General features: G+C 54.8%; 16 protein-coding genes and 1 riboswitch. Of the genes, 4 read left to right on the top strand and 12 right to left on the bottom strand.

Annotated features, from left to right (window positions below):
* Positions 1-216: 216 nt before the first annotated feature.
* From cobT to RBT11_18185, 12 genes are all read right to left on the bottom strand, one after another.
* Complete coding sequence (gene cobT, locus RBT11_18130; protein MDX9788702.1) at positions 217-1,296, bottom strand: nicotinate-nucleotide--dimethylbenzimidazole phosphoribosyltransferase; 1,080 nt, start codon at positions 1,294-1,296, stop codon at positions 217-219.
* Positions 1,297-1,377: 81 nt separating this feature from the next.
* Positions 1,378-1,580: riboswitch (cobalamin riboswitch) on the bottom strand.
* Between the two features lie 146 nt (positions 1,581-1,726).
* The gene (locus RBT11_18135) at positions 1,727-2,506 is read right to left on the bottom strand and encodes an enoyl-CoA hydratase-related protein (GenBank protein MDX9788703.1); all 780 of its coding nucleotides are present in this window, start codon (positions 2,504-2,506) and stop codon (positions 1,727-1,729) included.
* A gap of 26 nt (positions 2,507-2,532) precedes the next feature.
* Entirely contained in the window at positions 2,533-3,189 is a 657-nt protein-coding gene (locus tag RBT11_18140) for a TrkA family potassium uptake protein (GenBank protein MDX9788704.1), read from the bottom strand.
* A gap of 13 nt (positions 3,190-3,202) precedes the next feature.
* On the bottom strand, positions 3,203-4,573 hold the full coding sequence (locus RBT11_18145) for a potassium transporter TrkG (GenBank protein ID MDX9788705.1): 1,371 nt from the start codon (positions 4,571-4,573) through the stop codon (positions 3,203-3,205).
* Positions 4,570-5,169 carry a hypothetical protein gene (locus RBT11_18150; GenBank protein MDX9788706.1) on the bottom strand — a complete coding sequence of 200 codons (600 nt, stop codon included), beginning with the start codon at positions 5,167-5,169 and terminating at the stop codon, positions 4,570-4,572. The genes RBT11_18145 and RBT11_18150 overlap by 4 nt, the downstream gene beginning before the upstream one ends.
* Complete coding sequence (locus tag RBT11_18155) at positions 5,144-6,664, bottom strand: TrkH family potassium uptake protein (protein MDX9788707.1); 1,521 nt, start codon at positions 6,662-6,664, stop codon at positions 5,144-5,146. The genes RBT11_18150 and RBT11_18155 overlap by 26 nt, the downstream gene beginning before the upstream one ends.
* 10 nt (positions 6,665-6,674) lie before the next feature.
* The gene (locus tag RBT11_18160) at positions 6,675-7,337 is read right to left on the bottom strand and encodes a TrkA family potassium uptake protein (protein MDX9788708.1); all 663 of its coding nucleotides are present in this window, start codon (positions 7,335-7,337) and stop codon (positions 6,675-6,677) included.
* Positions 7,334-7,774 (bottom strand): TrkA family potassium uptake protein, encoded by a 441-nt coding sequence (locus RBT11_18165; protein MDX9788709.1) that lies wholly within the window; start codon positions 7,772-7,774, stop codon positions 7,334-7,336. The genes RBT11_18160 and RBT11_18165 overlap by 4 nt, the downstream gene beginning before the upstream one ends.
* Positions 7,764-8,492, bottom strand: coding sequence for a response regulator (locus RBT11_18170; GenBank protein ID MDX9788710.1), 729 nt, complete (start codon positions 8,490-8,492; stop codon positions 7,764-7,766). Before RBT11_18170 ends, RBT11_18165 begins: the two co-directional genes overlap by 11 nt.
* Before the next feature lie 93 nt (positions 8,493-8,585).
* A complete protein-coding gene (locus RBT11_18175) occupies positions 8,586-10,421 on the bottom strand; it encodes an ATP-binding protein (protein MDX9788711.1) in 1,836 nt (611 codons plus the stop codon).
* Positions 10,422-11,059: 638 nt separating this feature from the next.
* A complete protein-coding gene (locus RBT11_18180) occupies positions 11,060-12,385 on the bottom strand; it encodes a sigma-54 dependent transcriptional regulator (protein ID MDX9788712.1) in 1,326 nt (441 codons plus the stop codon).
* Positions 12,386-12,395: 10 nt separating this feature from the next.
* Positions 12,396-13,919, bottom strand: coding sequence for a HAMP domain-containing sensor histidine kinase (locus tag RBT11_18185; protein ID MDX9788713.1), 1,524 nt, complete (start codon positions 13,917-13,919; stop codon positions 12,396-12,398).
* 342 nt (positions 13,920-14,261) lie between these two features.
* On the opposite strand from RBT11_18185, the gene RBT11_18190 reads away from it, so the two are divergent.
* Genes RBT11_18190 through RBT11_18205 form a run of 4 tightly spaced genes read left to right on the top strand, consistent with a single transcriptional unit; the run spans position 14,262 to position 17,905 of the window.
* On the top strand, positions 14,262-14,516 hold the full coding sequence (locus RBT11_18190) for a hypothetical protein (protein MDX9788714.1): 255 nt from the start codon (positions 14,262-14,264) through the stop codon (positions 14,514-14,516).
* Between the two features lie 4 nt (positions 14,517-14,520).
* Entirely contained in the window at positions 14,521-16,158 is a 1,638-nt protein-coding gene (locus RBT11_18195) for a site-specific DNA-methyltransferase (GenBank protein ID MDX9788715.1), read from the top strand.
* Entirely contained in the window at positions 16,155-17,219 is a 1,065-nt protein-coding gene (locus tag RBT11_18200) for a PDDEXK nuclease domain-containing protein (GenBank protein ID MDX9788716.1), read from the top strand. Before RBT11_18195 ends, RBT11_18200 begins: the two co-directional genes overlap by 4 nt.
* Complete coding sequence (locus tag RBT11_18205) at positions 17,216-17,905, top strand: DEAD/DEAH box helicase family protein (GenBank protein MDX9788717.1); 690 nt, start codon at positions 17,216-17,218, stop codon at positions 17,903-17,905. The genes RBT11_18200 and RBT11_18205 overlap by 4 nt, the downstream gene beginning before the upstream one ends.
* Positions 17,906-17,916: the final 11 nt, after the last annotated feature.

Below are 17,916 nucleotides of genomic sequence, written 5' to 3' on the forward strand. Positions count from 1 at the left end.
TTGGGCGAGCATGGAAAAAACGGGCGCTTTAACGTTAATGGGTGGCTTTGCAACCGCTCCTGCAAGCTAATGTAACATTCAACGAAAATGTAACAAAAGAACATTGAAAAGACAACGATCTTGTAATGTAGACGCCATATCCTCGAAGTAGTGGGCGGCGGTTCGATTATAACAAGCCCGGTCAAAGAGAATTCGAGGTTAAAAAACCCGATTTGATCACGCAATCTTCGCCGGTCCGGAAACAGCGGCTTCCTCAAAGGTCAGCATTTCCGTGGCCACCCGTGATGCAGCGGCCAAAAAGGATAATCCGAGCGCGGCCCCGGTTCCTTCGCCAAGCCGCATTTCCAAATCCAGCATCGGGACAAGGCCCAACTCCGCCAGCATCAGCCGGTGCCCTTCCACGGCGGACAAATGCCCGCCGAATAGATAATGTTTTACTTCCGGATGAAACCGGGAGGCAAGCAGCGCGGCCGCCGTGGAGATAAACCCGTCCACCACGACCGGTACCCGGTTGGCGCAGGCGCCCAAAATAACGCCTGCGATTCCGCCGATCTCAAATCCGCCCACCTTCGCGAGCACATCCACCGGATCTTCCGGGTCCGGGCGGTTCACCCGCAGCGCCCGCTCCACCACGGTCACCTTATTGGCCAGGGCGGCATCATCAATGCCGGTGCCGCGATTGACCACTGCCGCAACAGACGTCTTTAAAAGCACTGCCGCAATAGCCGAAGAGGGAGTCGTATTGGCGATGCCCATATCCCCAGTGCCAATGGCATCGAGCCCGCGCTCCATTTCGGCCTGAACCAAGGCAATACCGGTTTCAAGGGCCGCTACGGCCTGAGTCCGGGTCATGGCGGGGCCTACGGAAATATCGCCTGTACCGCCGGCGATTGGACGGGATTCAAACCGGACATCACCCTTCCCTTTTACCGTCACAAACAACGGCGGGCCGGCAACCCCCATATCCACCACCGTCAGCCGTGCGCCCACGTGACGCGCAAGCACATTGATGGCCGCCCCGCCCGCTGCGAAATTGGCAACCATTTCCCGAGTCACCGCCTGGGGGAATTGGCTTACCCCCTGCGCGGCAACCCCATGATCTCCCGCCATGGTGATAATGGCCGTATCATGTATCACGGGTCGATACTCCCCTGTAATTCCAGCCAGTTGAACGGCAAAGGCGTGCAGTCGTCCCAAGCTTCCGGCCGGAAGCGCCAGCCGCCCCTGATGCGTGGAAGCCGCCGCCATGGCAGCTGCGTCCAGGGGTCTAATGCGATCAATTATTTGGTTTAGCATTGGGTTCCTCTTAAATTGGTTTGGGCATAAAAAAATCCCCAAGCCAATGAATCATAGCCCGGGGATTTACCGTCTCCACCAAGAGTGTCTTCGATATGCGGCAGGTTTTCTGGCTCGCGAATCGTCCTACTGCCCGCGCCTTCCCGAACCGCTTCGTAACTTAACGCGGCACAGTGACTTATTGCGGGGGTCGTCCTCGCTCACAGCGGCGGGTCCGTGCCGGAATCGCACCGGCTTCCCTATTATGCCCCGAAAAAGGAGCCTCCATATATCGGTTAATTTTCAATCAAACCCCTATCACACGATAAAAATGGGTGTCAAGAAAATCCCTTTTCAGTTTACCCGACATGACCAGGGATCCCCGCCAGCAAAGATAATGGATCGCCCTGTCGCCATAGGATGTAACATCGAGCCTGCAAGAGATGCGGAATTAACGCATCTTCCAGTGGGGAAGTCGTTTTTCAAAAAAGGCCTGTACGCCTTCCTTGGCGTCATCGGTGGTGCACAGCCGCGCAAACGCCTCATTCATATAGGCAAATTGTTTTTCATAGGGCATGTCCTCGGAATGGTAGAAAGCGCTTTTGGCGATTTGAACCGCAACGGGGCTTCGTTGCGCCAGTTCTTCAGCCCAATGCAGCGCTTCGGTCTCGATATCTTCCTTGGGGATGATCCGGTTGATCAACCCCAGCGCCAGGGCTTCCGGCGCTTTGATCAGATTGCCGTACAGCAGCAACTCAAGCGCCTTTTTCCTTCCCACGCACCGGGCGACGGCCACCACGGGTCCCACGCAGTTAAGCCCCACGTTGATCGCCGTTAACCCCATTTTGGCGTTTTCCGCCGCAATCACGAGATCCGCTGCCGCAATCAGCCCCATGCCGTTGGCCGCCGCTACGCCGTGAAGCTGCGCGATGACGGGCTTTTTCATTTTTGAAACGGCCACGAGCGGTTTTTCCATCCGCTCAATCCATTCCCGGTATGCCATCGCGGTTTTTCCGGCAAGTTCGGTGACATCAATGCCGGCGCAAAACGCCTTGCCGCTCCCCTTGATCAGCACCACGCGGACATTCATGTCCTCATCCAGTTCGACGAGCGCGCCGTAGAGTTGCTCCGCCATGTCACTGTCAAAGGTGTTGAGCTTTTCCGGACGGTTCAGCGTAAGGATGCCTACGAAGGTATCCCGTCTTTCAACGATCACTTTCTCGTGCCTCATGGTTCCCCCCCATAACGAACTATTATTTATTTTAGCGCCTTAATCTTTCGAATGTCCTCTGATTTTCCGAGAATCATTAAAATATCGCTATCCTTGATCACAAAACTCGCCGGCGGCACCAGAATGAAATTCTCGGGCACCAGTTCCTTGATGGCGATGATGTGCACGTTATATTTTGCCCGAAGGTTCAGCTCTTTCAGGTTTTTCCCGATAAACTCTCTCGGCGGCCCCACCTGGACCAGGTCATACTCATCGGCCAAGGGAATAAAGTCCAGCACGTTGGGCCGGGACAGGCTTCGGGATATGCGCAAGGCCGAATCCCGTTCCGGATGAATGATCTCGTTTGCCCCCATTCGTCTCAGTATTTTTTCGTGGTCATTGTCCAGTGCCTTGGCAATGATGTTTTTCACGCCCATCTCTTGAAGGTACAGACAAATCAGAATACTCGTGCTGATCTTGGTGCCGGTGGACACGATCACCCCATCCATGTCCTGCAACCCCAACGATTTCAAGGTTTCCCTGTCCGTCGCATCCAGGACAAGCGCTTCGGTACAATAGGCATCAATGGCCTGCACCCGTGACTTATCGGTATCCGCGGCAAGGACTTCGTTGCCGTCCGCATACAAGGCCTTGGCCGCATGAAAGCCAAAGTTGCCAAGCCCTATCACTGCAAAGCGTTTCATAGTCACTCTCCATCTATCCAATCATCAGATTCTCTTCGGAATGCTCAACCGCACTGGTAGCGCCAGTGCCCACAATGATATAGGAAAAGGTCAAAATGCCCACCCGGCCAACGATCATCATCAGAATAATCCAGCATTTACCCCAGGTGTTCAGTTCCGGTGTCACCCCCATCGACAAGCCCACGGTGCCGAACGCCGACACCGTCTCAAAAAGATACGGAAGAAAGGCCCCCCGGACCCCCGAGAGATGATGCCCGCTCACGGAATTGCCGGCAAGAAGCAAAAAGAAAACGATCCCGATCATACCGACAGATATGAGCATCAGCGACACGCTTCGGCTCACGGTCTCGGCAGGGATACTCTTTTTAAAAAGATTGACGCGTCCTCTTCTTTTAAACCGGCTGTAAACCGAAGCGATGATCAGTGCCAGGGTGGTCGTCTTGACACCACCGCCGCAGGAACCGGGAGACGCCCCGAAAAACATGAGAAAAATCATCATTGCAAGGGTTGCATCCTGCAAGGATCCAATATCCACTGTATTGAACCCCGCGGTCCTGCAGGTAATGGACTGAAACACCGGCCGCCAGAACCGTTGCGAGAGCGTTGACGCCGTCCCCGTGAATTGCCACTCCAGAACGGCAAACATCAGAGCACCGGAAACGATCAGAAGCAAAGTCGTCAGCACGACCGTTTTGGCATGAACCGTGAGACGGGTGCGCCCCTTTTTCCGCTTGCGAAGCCGGGCCTGAAGCTCGTAGAGCACCGGGAATCCGATGCCACCGACAACAATCAAGCCGCACACGGTAACATTGAGCCAAAAAGCGCCGTCATAGCGCATCAGGCTATCCGGAAACAGGGCGAATCCGGCATTGCAAAATGCAGAAACCGAATGAAAGATTCCCGCATACAGGGCGCGGGACAACCCCAGTTCACCATACCAGTGAAGGGTCAACAGCATTGCGCCGAAAAGCTCCGCGCCGAGGGTGAAAAAAACAATGCTTTTGACAAGACTATAAATGTCCTCCCTGGGCGTATGGGCAAACAAGTCCTGCATGGCCATGCGCTGGCGAATCGATACGCTTCGGCCGAGCCACTGAAACAGGGTGACGGATATGGTCATAAGCCCCAGCCCGCCGATTTGAATGAGCAGCAAAATGACGCCCTGGCCGAATCCGGTGAAAAAGCTGCCCGTATCCACGACCACGAGGCCCGTGACACAGACGGCGGACGTGGCGGTAAACAGGGCATCTACCCAGGCAATCGTCCCGGCGTTGGTTGAAAACGGCAATTTCAACAGGAGTGTTCCCACACCGATGACCAGCAGAAAACTCAACAATACCAGCGTCGCCGGATGCTGTTTAAGCACACGATTGCCTAATGTCATGACGCGAGCCTCGGATTCAGGTAATATTCACACTGTAGATGATTTTCAACCTCACAAATTTCATGCAACCGGCGCCCTCCGAGCACCATACGATCCAGGTAAGCGCCACATACCGTTATCTCGTGCTGTGAATCAATCCTGCTGTAATGAAGAAAAGGGCATAACATTTCAAGATGCGGTTCAATTCGATCCCTCGGCCCCAACCCCTCGATGCATTGTAATATCAGGGCCGATTCCAACTTGTCCATCCCGATGTACCGGATATAGTCCGCACCGGCATCCTTCAACGTTTCAATCAGTTGGCGGTGTTTGGCGCCGAGAAGCGCCAGAAGGGGGATTTCCCCGGTGTGACGGTTGTGTTTAAGGACAGCGCATAATTCAACGAGTGCGTCCCGCTGCCGAATGGGCATGGGTCCGAAACGAACCACCATAATGCCCGGACGTTCCGCAATCGCCTGATCAAGGCATTGCACCGGACTGGAAACCCGCTGTCCACCGGGCATCAAAATTCCCGGAGCCCCCAGGGTATCACAAAGCAGGAACATCGGGGCTGTTGATGGCCGCCTATCCTCAAATCCGCTTTTTTCTTCCATCATGATCATTTCCGTTTTTGGTTCGCGCCAAAGCGCGCTGTCCGTCTTTGCAAAGCTTGAACAGGCTGACAAACACCACGATCAACTCCAGCCGCCCGAGAAACATGGCAAAAATCTCCGCCCACATGCCGGCAAGCGGCATATGCGGGGAACTCACCCCGACCGAAAGTCCAACGGTTCCCATAGCGGAGGCAAATTCGAAAAGAGAGTCACTCAGGCTGTAACCGCAGGCGCACAGAATTAAGGCGCCCAATGTATAGGTTGCCAGATACAGAAACACAAAAACCGCTACCTGGCGCACTCTGGCATCGTCCACAAAGACTTGCCGGTTCCCCTCCCAGAGGGGACGTTCCAAGACCGCACTGCGAGGCATGAGGCTGCGCCGAATCTCCCAAACCAACAATTTCCACAATAAATGAATTCGAAACTGTTTGATGCCGCCCGCGGTCGAGCAGGTTCCGCCGCCGATCAGCATCAGGCAAATTAAGACGAGCATGCCGAACCCGTTCCAGTTTCCATAGCTTACCGTTGAAAACCCCGTGGTGGTAAGGGCGGAAACCGTCCCGAACAGGGCCACGCGAAGTGATTTTCCGAGCAGTGGATAAAGCCCGCAACTGGTGGTGTAAAGAAATACGGCGGCCGCGGACAGGGGAATCAGGACCGCCATCAACCGGACTTCGCCGTTACGGATCAGCCATCGGAACTCGCCTTGCACCAGAAACCAGGCCGTAACGAAACTCAAGTTGCCCAACACCATGAGCACCAGCGATACCGCCTCGACAGCCGCCGAATCCCAATGCCCGATACTGTCCGGGTACATTCCGAAACCGCCGGTGGAAACCGCGGCAAACGCATGGTTCACCGCATCAAAAAGGCTCATGCCTGCCAGACGGTATGCAACCGTTCCGGCAGTTGCATACCCGATATAAATCAAGAGAACCAACCGGGCCGACTGGCGGACATGCGGAACCAACTGGTCGCCGCGGCCCTCGGCATTCGAAATGCCCACCCCCGTCGGCCCCACAATGGCCGACATCATGATGATGGCCAATCCCGCCCCGCCCGCAAGCTGCATAATGCTGCGCCAAAGCAGAATCATGGGGCCGGCGTTGGTTAAATCCACAACCGAAAGGCCGGTGGTGGTCCACCCGCTCACAGACTCGAATACAGCCGCGGAAAACGAAAGCCCCGACACCGCCATAAACGGCCACGCCGAAAAGACAGGAACCAATCCCCAGCTGACGAGAACGATAACGCCGCCCTCGCAGACCGATAAGGTGATGCTGGAAGGCGGCCGCAACCACCGCCATAAGATCCCTCCCAACAGGCAAAGACATCCCGCCGGCAAGACAAACGCCGGTATCCAAACTGCCTCCGCGGGATTCACCAGAAGGGCAAACAGCGGCGTCACCATCACCGGCCCGGACAGGAAAAGAATAAAGCCGACCGATGAAAAGATGGCAGCATAGCGCTGTTTGAGATAGCCTTTTTCGCGCACCGTTGTCCCCCTACTTCGACTCGCCCGTAATGGTTTTGAGCACGCGGCCATGGTTTTCCGGCAAGGTGATCAAGACCAGCTGATCGCCCGCCAGCAACCGGCTGGCCCCCCGGGGAACGATGGGCTGATGATCGCGGATCACCACGGCAACCAGGGCATTTTCCGGAAGCGCAAAATCCTTCAAGCACTTTCCCGCAACCGGAGAATCCGCTTCAAGAACGATCTCCGTCACATTCACCTTTCCTTCTCCCACCGGTAGCAGATTGGTAATCTGCTCGAGGGAGGCCCGCTGTTCGATCAGACTGCCGACGATGTGCGTGGTCGAAAAGGCCGGCACCCCCAGTTTCTCGAAAATCTCCGCGTTGTCCGGATCATTGGCAAGCGCCACGGTCCGCGGCACGTCGAACTCCAGCGCTGCAAGCTGACAGATCACCAGATTATCCTGGTCGTTAGGCGTAATGGCCAGCAGCACATCCGTGGACATGGCGCCTGCTTCCTTTAGAATCCCGGCATCGCTGCCGTCGCCGCAAATAACCATGGCGGAAAGCTGCCGGGCCAATTGAACGCATTCTTCCCGATCGCGGTTGATGATAACCACCTCGTGCCCCTTGGCAGTCAGGTTTCGGCAAAGAAAATAAAGGCTCGCCCCGCCACCGACGATCAGTATGTTCATGGCCGAACCTCCTTTTCGGCAGCCGCGCCGCTCGCAACAGCCATCAGAAACATTTCAGCGGCCACCGATGTCGGGCAAATCGTCTCGATTCCGAGCCGGTCAAAAATCCGCTCCCGTCTCGGGTCAAACACCCTGGCCAGCACATGGGGAACCTGGAAAATCTTTTTGGCCACCTGTGCCGTCATCAGGTTGACGTTGTCCTCGTGGGTTGTGGCAAAAAAAACATCCGCGTTTTTCACCTTGGCTGCCTTTAGCACCGTCATTCGGACGGCGTCGCCTTCGAGCCGAAAGCCGCTGAATTCAGGCGAAAGGTCATTGAAGGTTTCCCCATTCTTGTCGATCACCACAATCGAATGCCCCACGCGACTCAACTGATTTGCCAGATGTGAGCCCAAACGCCCGCATCCGACAATCACGATGTAAAGACTATTTTTCATCTTTTTCCGCCTTCCCGATCCCCTCGTCTTCGGCCACACGCCCGCCTGCGTTCACCCCGAGATCGATCCGGCCTAACTTGCTGATGGTGGTGGTTCTTTCCAGGTTCGCGGAAGCCGGTTTAAAGGTGGGATCAATGTCCAGGGCCGCGCGATAAAACTTTTGCGCTTGCAGCCAATCACCCTTGATTTCGAGCAGTGCCCCAAGCAGGTTATAAGCCTCGGGCTGCCCGGGATTGACGGCGATGGCTTTTTGGACCATTTCCCGGCTGTCTGCAAAGCGCCGGTCCGTGATATGACGTTTGGCCAGCTCGATCAGCGCCGGGTAGTCGACCACATGATTTTCATCCAATGCTTCGCGTGCCGGCACAAGGGTGGCAAGCGCGCGAATCTCACCCGGACTGAACGGTTTTTGAATGAAATCCACAGCCCCGAGCTTCATGGCCTCTACCGCTGACGCGATGGTGCCGTGAGCCGTGATGATGATCACCCGTATTTCGGGCCAATTCTCCTTGATCAGGCGTAAGGCCTCCATCCCGTCCATGCCCGGCATCTTAAGGTCCAGGAACACCAATCCGAAACTCCCCTCACGAAGCTTTTCCAGCGCCTCTTCACCGTTGACGGCGGTTTCGACGGCAACTTCCAGCGGCTCCAAGGCGCGGGACATGGTCAATCGAATGTTTTTTTCATCGTCCACAACCAGGATCGGCCTTTTTTCCATCTATTCCTCCTTATCCGGCTTCGCCGGAAGTAGATAGCCGTCAGCAGTTGGAAACACTCGATGCCATCCAACACCTGCTGACTGCCTACTTTTTTACGCCACCGGCACGGTAAAGGTAAACGTGCTACCATGGCCCACAGTCGATTCCACCCAGATCGCTCCACCGTGCGCGCGAACAATCTCCTTGCAAATGGCAAGCCCCAGCCCGGATCCGCCGGCCTCCCGCCCCTTTATCTTAACAAATTTCTGAAAAATCATTGATTGATATTCCGGGGCGATGCCGGGCCCGTCATCCTGCACGGACAAGTGCACGTTCAGCCCGATCCGGTGCGCCGCCAGTTGAATATGACCGCCCCTATTCACATACCGCAGGGCATTGGACACCAGATTGGTCAGCACCCAGGTAATTTTGTTGGCATCCGCACGAATATCGGGCAGATCTTCCTCCGGCGCAAAAGAAAAGCCTACCGCTTTGATTTCCATCTGGTTTTTAAACACGGCCGCGACATGCGCAAACAGGGGTTGCACGGGGACGCGCTCGAAGTCCATCTCGATCCGGCCCGCTTCGATTTTGGACAGGTCCAAAAGGTCGTTCACCAGGGCGTTCATTCGCTGAACTTCCTCACGAGCGGCCCGCAAAAGCACCCGGTCCTTCTCCTCAAGGCGGGGTTCGATCGTCTCCGTCAGCAATTCGATGCTCATTCCCAGGCTGGTCAGCGGCGTGCGCAATTCATGGGAAGCCGCCATCACAAAATCGCTTTTAAGCTGTTCGATCTCTTTCAGGCGCGTTACATCCCGAAGCAGCAGCACGATGCCGGTCAGGGTGCGCTCTTTTCCGCGAATGACGGTAACGGAAAACAAGAAGTGGCGGGATTGCGCGCCATCCATGAGCGTAATGATCCGCCGCTCATCGGAAAGCTTGGGGTTGACCTGTTTTTCAATGGTCTCGGCGATAAGCTCGCACACCCATGGCACCGGCAGAATATCCGCGCAGGATACGCCCGCATGCTCGCTAAAGGGTAAATCCAGCAAGCGACGGCCGGCCGGATTAATGCCGACCATTTTAAGGCGAGTATCAAACACCACCAGCGCATCCTCGATACTGGACAGGATCGCTTCCCCCTTGTTTTTTTCCGCAATGATCTGCTCGATATTCATTTCATGGTAACGGCCGAGTTGAGCTGCCATTCGGTTGAACTCGCCGGCAAGCCGGCCCAGCTCGTCCCCGCTTTCCACCGGCACCTGCACGCCGTAATCACCGGCGGAAATCTGTCTGGAAGCGTCCATGAAGCGCCGGATGGGGCGAACAATACGCTCCGCAATAAACAAACTGAAGAGAACCGCCACCATAAGCGCCGCCGCCGCCACCATGGCCGTGGACCAGATGGCCCGGCCGGCGATGGCTTGCGCCTTAACACTGACGGCATACATTGTTTTTTCATTCAGCCGACGCAACCCGGTACATTCTTCGCGAATCTTGGCAAACAGCGGGTAGACCGTTTCCCAATACATGCCAAGAGACGCGGCGCGCAGGGGGGATTCCACACCGGGCAAATCCGTCATCGCCGAAAACCATTGCCTGTATTTTGAGTAACCGGTCTCAATGGATTGGAGAAGCGCCGCTTCTCCCTGAATCGTGATGTTGTCTTTTGCACGGCCAAGCCACTCCAGAAACACCGCCTCATACTCACGATATTGGGCAACCCCTTTCCGATCATCCCCCAAAAACATCAGAAGAACACCGCTGTCCTGGCGCTCAAGGGCATCCAGCATGTTTTCGGCGGCCAGAATACTCCGGTAATTTTCGCGTAAAATCGCATCGGTCGCCGTCCCCAGGGAAACCAGGTTCACAACGGCCCATGCGACCACAAGCCCCATCAGCGCAAATGCAACGCCATATCCGGCCCAAATTTTATGTTTCAATGTCATCAAACCAGCCACCTTGCGAGATAACTCCATGGGAAAAGCCCCTCCCGAACCACAGCAAGTCTCATGCCTATCATCGTATTAATTTGAATTTTTTATATATTTAAAAAAATGAACACGGACGGCATACCTGCGGGTAACGAAACATCTTGAAATTTGCACGAAAAGCGCCTTGCATTGTGCAAGGGCGCATCACGGAGGACAAATGCCGTTCAACCTTAAGGAAACCGCCTTAATCTGCCCGTCTGTGGCCCTGGTTAGAATTTTGAAACGATCCGCCGGAAAGGCCGCAATTCTGCCGTCAGTCAGTTCCATATATACCATCCAGCCTTCCGCCCATGCTTTAATCGCGGCAGACTCGCCAATGACATTTCTTTTGTTTTCGATTTCATTGTTTTTCCCATCAGGAAATTTTGATTTTCAAAAATCAGTCTTTCAATTTTTCTGACATCTACAGGAGCAACCCCCTATTCCTTGCCAATTGGACAGGCTGGAGCCAGAATTTACATTCTCCTTCGGGGGTATCTACATGAATAGGCTGGGGTTCTTTCCCTTCGTAGGAATAAATCGGAATAAAAATGACCCTCCCGCATTTGCCCACAATCCACATCATCGGGAAGTCTTCTCCCGCTTCAGCCGGATCAGGTCAACTGATATTTTTTACGTTTGCGCCACAGGGTGGCCGGGTCAATGCCCAGCACCCGGGCCGCCTCTTCGAGCGAGGACGTATGCAACATCACCTGCTGAATATGCAACCGTTCAATTTCCGCCAGACTCCCCAACGGCCCATCGCATTCGCCGGCCAAATGGAAATTCGCGATATGAGGAGATAGATCGGCCAGGGTCAGCTCATTGCCGGCCGCCATGATCACCGCGCGCTCCATGGTGTTGACAAGCTCCCGGACATTACCGGGCCATGGATAATCCCGCAGGCGCTGCATGACATCGGGATGACAGCTTCGGACCGCCTTGCCGTTGACGCCGGCCGAGCGTTTTAAATAATGTTCCGCCAATAGTTGAATGTCTTCGGGCCGTTCCCGCAAAGGGGGCAGGAATAATTCCAGCACGTTGAGCCGAAAATACAGATCTTCCCGAAAGGCCCCTTCCCGGACCAGTTCGTCCAGATCCTTGTTCGTCGCCGCCAGAATGCGCACATCCACGGTATGGAGTTTCGGATCGCCGACCCGTTCGTATTCCCGATGCTGAATAAAGCGAAGCAGCTTTCCCTGAACCGAAACCGGAATCTCCGAGACTTCATCCAGAAAGACGGTGCCGCCGTCGGCCATCTTGAGTTTCCCCACCTTATCGCGCAGAGCGCCCGTGAAAGCCCCCCTCACATGACCGAATAAATCACTTTCCAAAAGGCTCTCCTGAAGAGCCGCGCAGTCGACCGTGACAAAAGCCCCTTCCGCCCGCGGGCTCCAGTCGTGAATCAAGTGCGCGAGCAATCCCTTGCCGGTTCCACTTTCCCCGCTGATAAGAATAATCGCCGCGGAATCGGCCGCCTGTCGCGCCGTTTGCAGCACTTTTTGCATACCACGGTTTCGTGTCAGAATGCCGCCTTCGAAAAACACGCCTTTAAGAACGGCAATTTCCATCTCCATCTCGTGGAACCGGTTGAGGCGCTCCAGAATCAGATCGAGCTGACCCGGCACAAAGGGCTTGGGCAGATAATCGAACGCGCCCATCTTGACCGCGCTGACCGCCGTTTCGATCGTCGCATAAGCCGTTATCATCAGCACTTGCGTTTTCGTCCCGAAAGAGACGATATCTTTTAGCACCGTCAAACCGTCCCGGTCCGGTAGTTTCATGTCCAGCAGCACCAGGTCCGGTGCTTCGCGGCGAAATTGCAGCAGGCCCTGCTCACCCGATGCCGCCGTCATCGTCAGAAATCCCTTATCCTCAAGATACATTTCCAGGGTGGTTAAAATGTTGCGGTCATCATCAATGATCAGTGCTTTTTTCACTTGTCTCCCCCTAAGACGCCGGTATCCAAAATGTAAAGGTAGTGCCTTCCCCCAGCCGGCTTTTTACTTCCACATCGCCGCCGTGCTGCTCGATGATATCCTTGACGATGGCGAGCCCGAGACCGATGGTGCCGCTTTTGCCGCGTTCGGAAAACTGGGTGAACCGATCGAAAATATGCGGCAGATATTTCGGATCGATGCCGCTGCCCGTATCCGTGCACTGAAAATAAAAGCGGCCGCCACGCTTGAAAACCTTCAATTCGATGCGGCCGCCCGGGCCGGTGTAGCGCAGGGCGTTTCCCACGAGGTTCGTTATCACCCAGGGAAACCGGAATGAATCGATCGTCACCTGCGGCAGGGGTTCCGATATCTCGATGTCGAGGTGAATGCCCTTTTCTTCCGCCTGGTTGCGCAAGGGGGCGATGCACTCACGAATCACGACATTGATGTCCAGGGTTTCCTTTGGCCGGGGCCGCGACATGGCCTCCAGCCGGGATATATCGACCAGCTCATTGATGAGCGCTGCGAGCCGCGTGCAATCCTCATATGCGGTGGCCACGAGCTTGGCCCGTTTCTCCGCATTCAGCGCATCACCTCGCGCATGCAGCATGCCCGTGCTCATCGCCAGGGAGGTCATGGGCGTTTTAAGTTGGTGGGAAATATCGGCGATAAAGCGGCCCTTGGCCTCTTCACTGTGCCGGACCTTCTCTTTTTCCCCTGCCAGAATATCGTCCCGGTGGTGGTCATACTGCTCAAGGCGGGTAAACAGCCGGTTGAAGGAATCCGCCAAATACCCGATCTCATCGCCGGCCTGCACGTTGACCACCGGATAAACCCCGCTGCCTTCCCGCATGCCGGAAAGCCGATTCGCCAGCATCATGATCGGCCGGCCGATCCGATAGGACAAAAAGACGCTCAATGCCAAAATAGCGACGATGATACTGCCGAAAAGCAGGGCGGCCTGCCGTTGCGCCCGGTGAGCCAGAAGCCGGGTCTGCAGTTCCGCCCGCTCCATCGCCCCTTCGTTGAGACGCACCAGATCGTCAAGACGTCGCACCAGCTCCGCGGTCAATGACAAAAAAGGGACAAAACGGTCCGAGGTCCAAGGATTTCCCGCCGCCCGGTTCAAGGACATCACAAGCGGTTCATACCTGCCGTAGCCTGTCAACAGGGTTTCGACCAGCTCGCGTTCCCCGTCCTCGGTGATGTTTTCCCGGCAAATATGGAGATTGGCGGAGATGCGCCGAAGGGTTTCTTCCGGAATGACGGCGATCGATGGCCGCTGAGGCATTTGCACCAGCAGCGGATTGCGTGCCTCTTCCAGCGCGGATCGGGCCGCCTGCGCAGCCCGAATGCTTTTATAGTTTTTGGACAGAATTTGCTCGGCGCTGTCACCCAGTGAGTTTAAATACTGGTGATTGAGCAAGGCGGCAATCAGCAAGGTCAATGTTGGAATCAGGCTCACGACAAAGATTTTAAACCATATGGGATACCGAACCGATCGGCCGGTACCGTTACTCGGGTTTTCCTGCATTTGCCGCCGCCGTCAACATGAGTGAATCGATCAGCGCCGTTATTACATATTCCGGCGATATTTTCCACCCACTTCGTGCAGCGCGCGGGTAATTTAGCCGAGACCGCCCGGAAGCAGGGTGAAGCTTAAAAACGCCTTGAAAATAAAAGAATTATATCATAAGGTTCCAAACTTATCTCAGTTCGATGCCTATCGATAATTCTGTTGCGGAGGAGTTGAGCTAATAACCGAATCCCGCGCGGACGAAGTGGATCGGCAGCGTAAGATATGGAACCCGTATTTTTTCATTGGAGAATTGAAGATGCGGCACTTTGATGATGGTCCCCTTGCTCGGCGGAATTATTGTGCCGTGCGACCCCCCAGGAATTTATTTCCATATGGGATCAGAAAAAAACCATCGGCAATTTGATCGGGCAAGGTAATAACGTCAAATTGCCCCCCCCCCAACATTTGGAGAAAGGGCCGGAGGGTATTCTGAAGGACCTGGAAGAACTGGGACTGATTCAAAGACTGAGAGACGGCCGTATTCAGATGCCGGACGTCTATCGGATTGCCTTCGGTCTGGGACACAAAGGCGGGGTCAAACCGCTCAAGTAGGAGAATGATGTCTAAAAAACAAAAACTGGAGCTGACCTGGATCGGAAAAGAGAATCGCCCCAAGCTGGAACCGCGTATTTTACTGGAAGATCCAGAAAGGTCATATCATGCCAGGCACCGGGTGTTGGATAAGGATATTTTTAACAACCGGCTTATCTTTGGTGACAATCTGCTGGCGTTGAAGGCGTTGGAGCATGAGTTCGCGGGGAAGGTGAAATGTGTGTTTATCGATCCGCCATACAATACAGGCAGTGCTTTTGAGCAGTATGACGACGGCATGGAACACTCCGTATGGCTTTCCTTGATGCGCGATCGGTTGGAAATTATCCAGCGGCTGGTGTCGGAAGATGGTTCGCTCTGGATCACTATCGATGATAATGAAGCACATTACCTTAAGGTTATGTGCGATGAAATTTTTAGAAGGGTGAACTTCGTCGCAACTTGTGTATGGGAAAAAGATAAGGGAGGGCGCGGAGATGCTGATATTTCTCTATCTCATGACAATATTTTGGTGTATGCCAAAAACCGCTCGACCTGGTCTCTGTCCAGAAACTTGATGCCACGGACTGAAACACAACTGAGCAGGTTTAAAAACCCTGACAATGATCCACATGGCCCATGGAGGCAGGGTGATGACGGTACCGCTAAAAGCGGAACGGAAAAACAGCGATTTCCAGTAACCCTCCCATCGGGGCGTGTCGTTACACCGCCTCCAGGTAGGTACTGGGCATTTGCTCAAAATACCCTAGAAAAAGCTATAGTTGAGGAGCGCGCTTACTTTGGGGCGGATGGAAATCGTCTCCCAATTATTAAAAGATATTTAAACGGGGTGCGAGAAGGTGTTGCCCCTCGTACATGGTGGTCAGCAGATGATGTTGGAACTAATCAACAGGCGAAGAGAGATCACCTCAATAAGCTCCTTGAAGGTATAGAACCATTTGCGACGCCGAAACCTGAAGGTCTTCTTCATAGAATTATTCATATCGCCACCAACCCCGGCGACCTCGTCCTCGACTCCTTCGCCGGTTCCGGAACCACCGGCGCGGTAGCTCACAAAATGGGCCGACGCTGGATCATGGTGGAGCTGGGCGAGCATTGCCACACCCATATCATCCCGCGTCTGAAAAAAGTGATCGATGGAGAGGACCCCGGTGGGATCACCAAGGCGGTCAACTGGAGGGGCGGCGGCGGATTTCGTTATTATCGCCTGGCGCCGTCGCTGCTGGAAAAGGATAAATGGGGCAACTGGGTCGTCAATAAAACCTATAACGCCGCCATGCTGGCCGAAGCCCTGTGCAAGTTGGAGGGATTCACCTATGCGCCCAGCGATTCGATCTACTGGCAGCATGGCTATTCCACCGAGCAGGATTTCATCTATGTGACTACGGCCAACCTGACCCACGACCAGTTGCAACAGCTCTCGGATGAGGTGGGATCGGGGCGAACACTCCTGGTGCTCTGCACGGCTTTTCGCGCCCGGGCCGACCAATACCCCAATTTGACCGTGAAAAAGATCCCGAATCAGGTGCTTTCCCGCTGCGAATGGGGCCACGATGACTACAGTCTGCGGGTCGAAAACCTGCCCCAGGCGCCGTCGCCCAAGGGACAGCTTTCGCTGTTCGGCAGATCGGAGGTGTCATGACCGCTAACACCCCGGCAAAAGGTAATGATGTGCTGCTGCATGATCTGCGTAGCCTGATTGAAGAGACACGTTCGGCCGTTGCCACAATGGTCAACGCTTCTTTGACCACACTCTATTGGCGTGTCGGCAAACGAATCAACGAGGAGATCCTCAAGGGGGACAGAGCCGAATACGGCGAAAAGATAGTGCACGCGCTGAGTGCACAGTTACAACAGGAATACGGACAGGGGTTTACCAAACGAAACCTCTTCAATATGATCCGGTTTGCACAGGTTTTTCCAGAGGAGGGAATTGTTTCCGCACTGCGTACACAATTAACCTGGACTCATTTTCGTATGCTGATTGCCATCGAAGATCCCCTGAAAAGAGATTTCTATGCAGAAATGTGCCGACTTGACCGGTGGAGTACCCGCACGCTACAAAACCGAATGGACTCAATGCTCTTTGAACGCACGGCGTTATCCAAAAAGCCGGACGAACTGATTCGTCTCGAACTCGACGCCTTGAGAAGTGAAGATCGGTTGACGCCGGACATCGTCTTCCGCGATCCTTACTTTCTCGATTTTCTCGGCCTGAAAGACCGATACGTGGAAAAAGACCTTGAAGATGCTATCCTGCGGGAACTGGAACTATTTCTCCTTGAGCTGGGCGTTGGATTCTCCTTTATTGCTCGGCAGAAACGCATTCAGGTGGATAACGACGATTACTATCTCGATTTGCTCTTTTTCCATCGAAAACTCAGACGATTGGTGGCTATCGAGTTGAAGCTCGGCGATTTTAAGCCGGCCGATAAGGGCCAGATGGAGCTCTATCTGCGTTGGCTGGATAAGTACGAGCGGCAATCCGGTGAGGAAAAGCCCATCGGCCTCATCCTCTGCGCGGGAAAAAAACATGAAACCGTCGAACTTTTGGAGTTGGAAAAGAGTTCCATCCGGGTGGCGGAGTATCTCACCGAATTGCCGCCCAGGGAAATCCTGGAGCGGGAGCTTCATAAGGCCATTGCTCAGGCGAGGCAACGGTTTGCGCAGCGGCAGCAGCCTAAAAAGGAGGTGGACCTGTGAACCGCCACGTCAATGCCATATCCGGCCGCTTGAGTTTAAGGCCACCCCAGCGCCGATCGCTGGAAATCCTCCACCGCATCACCGAAATTGCTCCGCCCGGCAAGGGAGTTGATACGGCCACCTTGATGGCTGCGATCCAAAGCGAGTTTCCCTCCGTGGCGGACTTCGAGCGCGAATTTCCCTCCCTGTGCTTTGCCCTGGCGACCGGTGTGGGCAAAACACGGCTCATGGGCGCCTTTATCAGCTATCTATATCTGGCCCACGGTATCGGCAATTTCTTTATTCTGGCGCCCAACCTGACCATTTACAACAAATTGATTGCCGACTTTACTCCCAATACCGCCAAGTACGTGTTCAAGGGCATCGCCGAATTTGCCGTCCGTCCGCCGACGGTGATCACCGGGGATACCTACGAAAACGGTTTGGGTGTGAGGGAGGAGTGGCGGCGGCAGCGCCTGTTGCCGGGGATGGAAGTCTACGACGGCGTTCATATCAATATCTTCAACATCTCCAAGATAAACTCCGAAGTGCGCGGCGGGAAATCGCCCCGTATCAAACGCCTGTCCGAATACATCGGCGAGAGTTATTTCGACTATCTGGCCGCGTTGCCCGACCTGGTGCTGCTCATGGACGAATCGCATCGATACCGGGCCAGCGCCGGCGTGCGGGCCATCAACGAACTATAGCCCATATTGGG

This window comes from Desulfobacterales bacterium, assembly GCA_034003325.1.
GTDB lineage: Bacteria > Desulfobacterota > Desulfobacteria > Desulfobacterales > JAFDDL01 > JAVEYW01.

What these genes read in the sequence shown, in the direction of transcription:
- RBT11_18175 (MDX9788711.1), bottom strand. Translation starts at nt 10,421, where the DNA reads ATGACATTGAAACATAAAATTTGGGCCGGATATGGCGTTGCATTTGCG.
- cobT (MDX9788702.1), bottom strand. Translation starts at nt 1,296, where the DNA reads ATGCTAAACCAAATAATTGATCGCATTAGACCCCTGGACGCAGCTGCC.
- RBT11_18135 (MDX9788703.1), bottom strand. Translation starts at nt 2,506, where the DNA reads ATGAGGCACGAGAAAGTGATCGTTGAAAGACGGGATACCTTCGTAGGC.
- RBT11_18160 (MDX9788708.1), bottom strand. Translation starts at nt 7,337, where the DNA reads ATGAACATACTGATCGTCGGTGGCGGGGCGAGCCTTTATTTTCTTTGC.
- RBT11_18185 (MDX9788713.1), bottom strand. Translation starts at nt 13,919, where the DNA reads ATGCAGGAAAACCCGAGTAACGGTACCGGCCGATCGGTTCGGTATCCC.
- RBT11_18165 (MDX9788709.1), bottom strand. Translation starts at nt 7,774, where the DNA reads ATGAAAAATAGTCTTTACATCGTGATTGTCGGATGCGGGCGTTTGGGC.
- RBT11_18200 (MDX9788716.1), top strand. Translation starts at nt 16,155, where the DNA reads ATGACCGCTAACACCCCGGCAAAAGGTAATGATGTGCTGCTGCATGAT.
- RBT11_18195 (MDX9788715.1), top strand. Translation starts at nt 14,521, where the DNA reads ATGATGTCTAAAAAACAAAAACTGGAGCTGACCTGGATCGGAAAAGAG.
- RBT11_18170 (MDX9788710.1), bottom strand. Translation starts at nt 8,492, where the DNA reads ATGGAAAAAAGGCCGATCCTGGTTGTGGACGATGAAAAAAACATTCGA.
- RBT11_18150 (MDX9788706.1), bottom strand. Translation starts at nt 5,169, where the DNA reads ATGATGGAAGAAAAAAGCGGATTTGAGGATAGGCGGCCATCAACAGCC.
- RBT11_18145 (MDX9788705.1), bottom strand. Translation starts at nt 4,573, where the DNA reads ATGACATTAGGCAATCGTGTGCTTAAACAGCATCCGGCGACGCTGGTA.
- RBT11_18140 (MDX9788704.1), bottom strand. Translation starts at nt 3,189, where the DNA reads ATGAAACGCTTTGCAGTGATAGGGCTTGGCAACTTTGGCTTTCATGCG.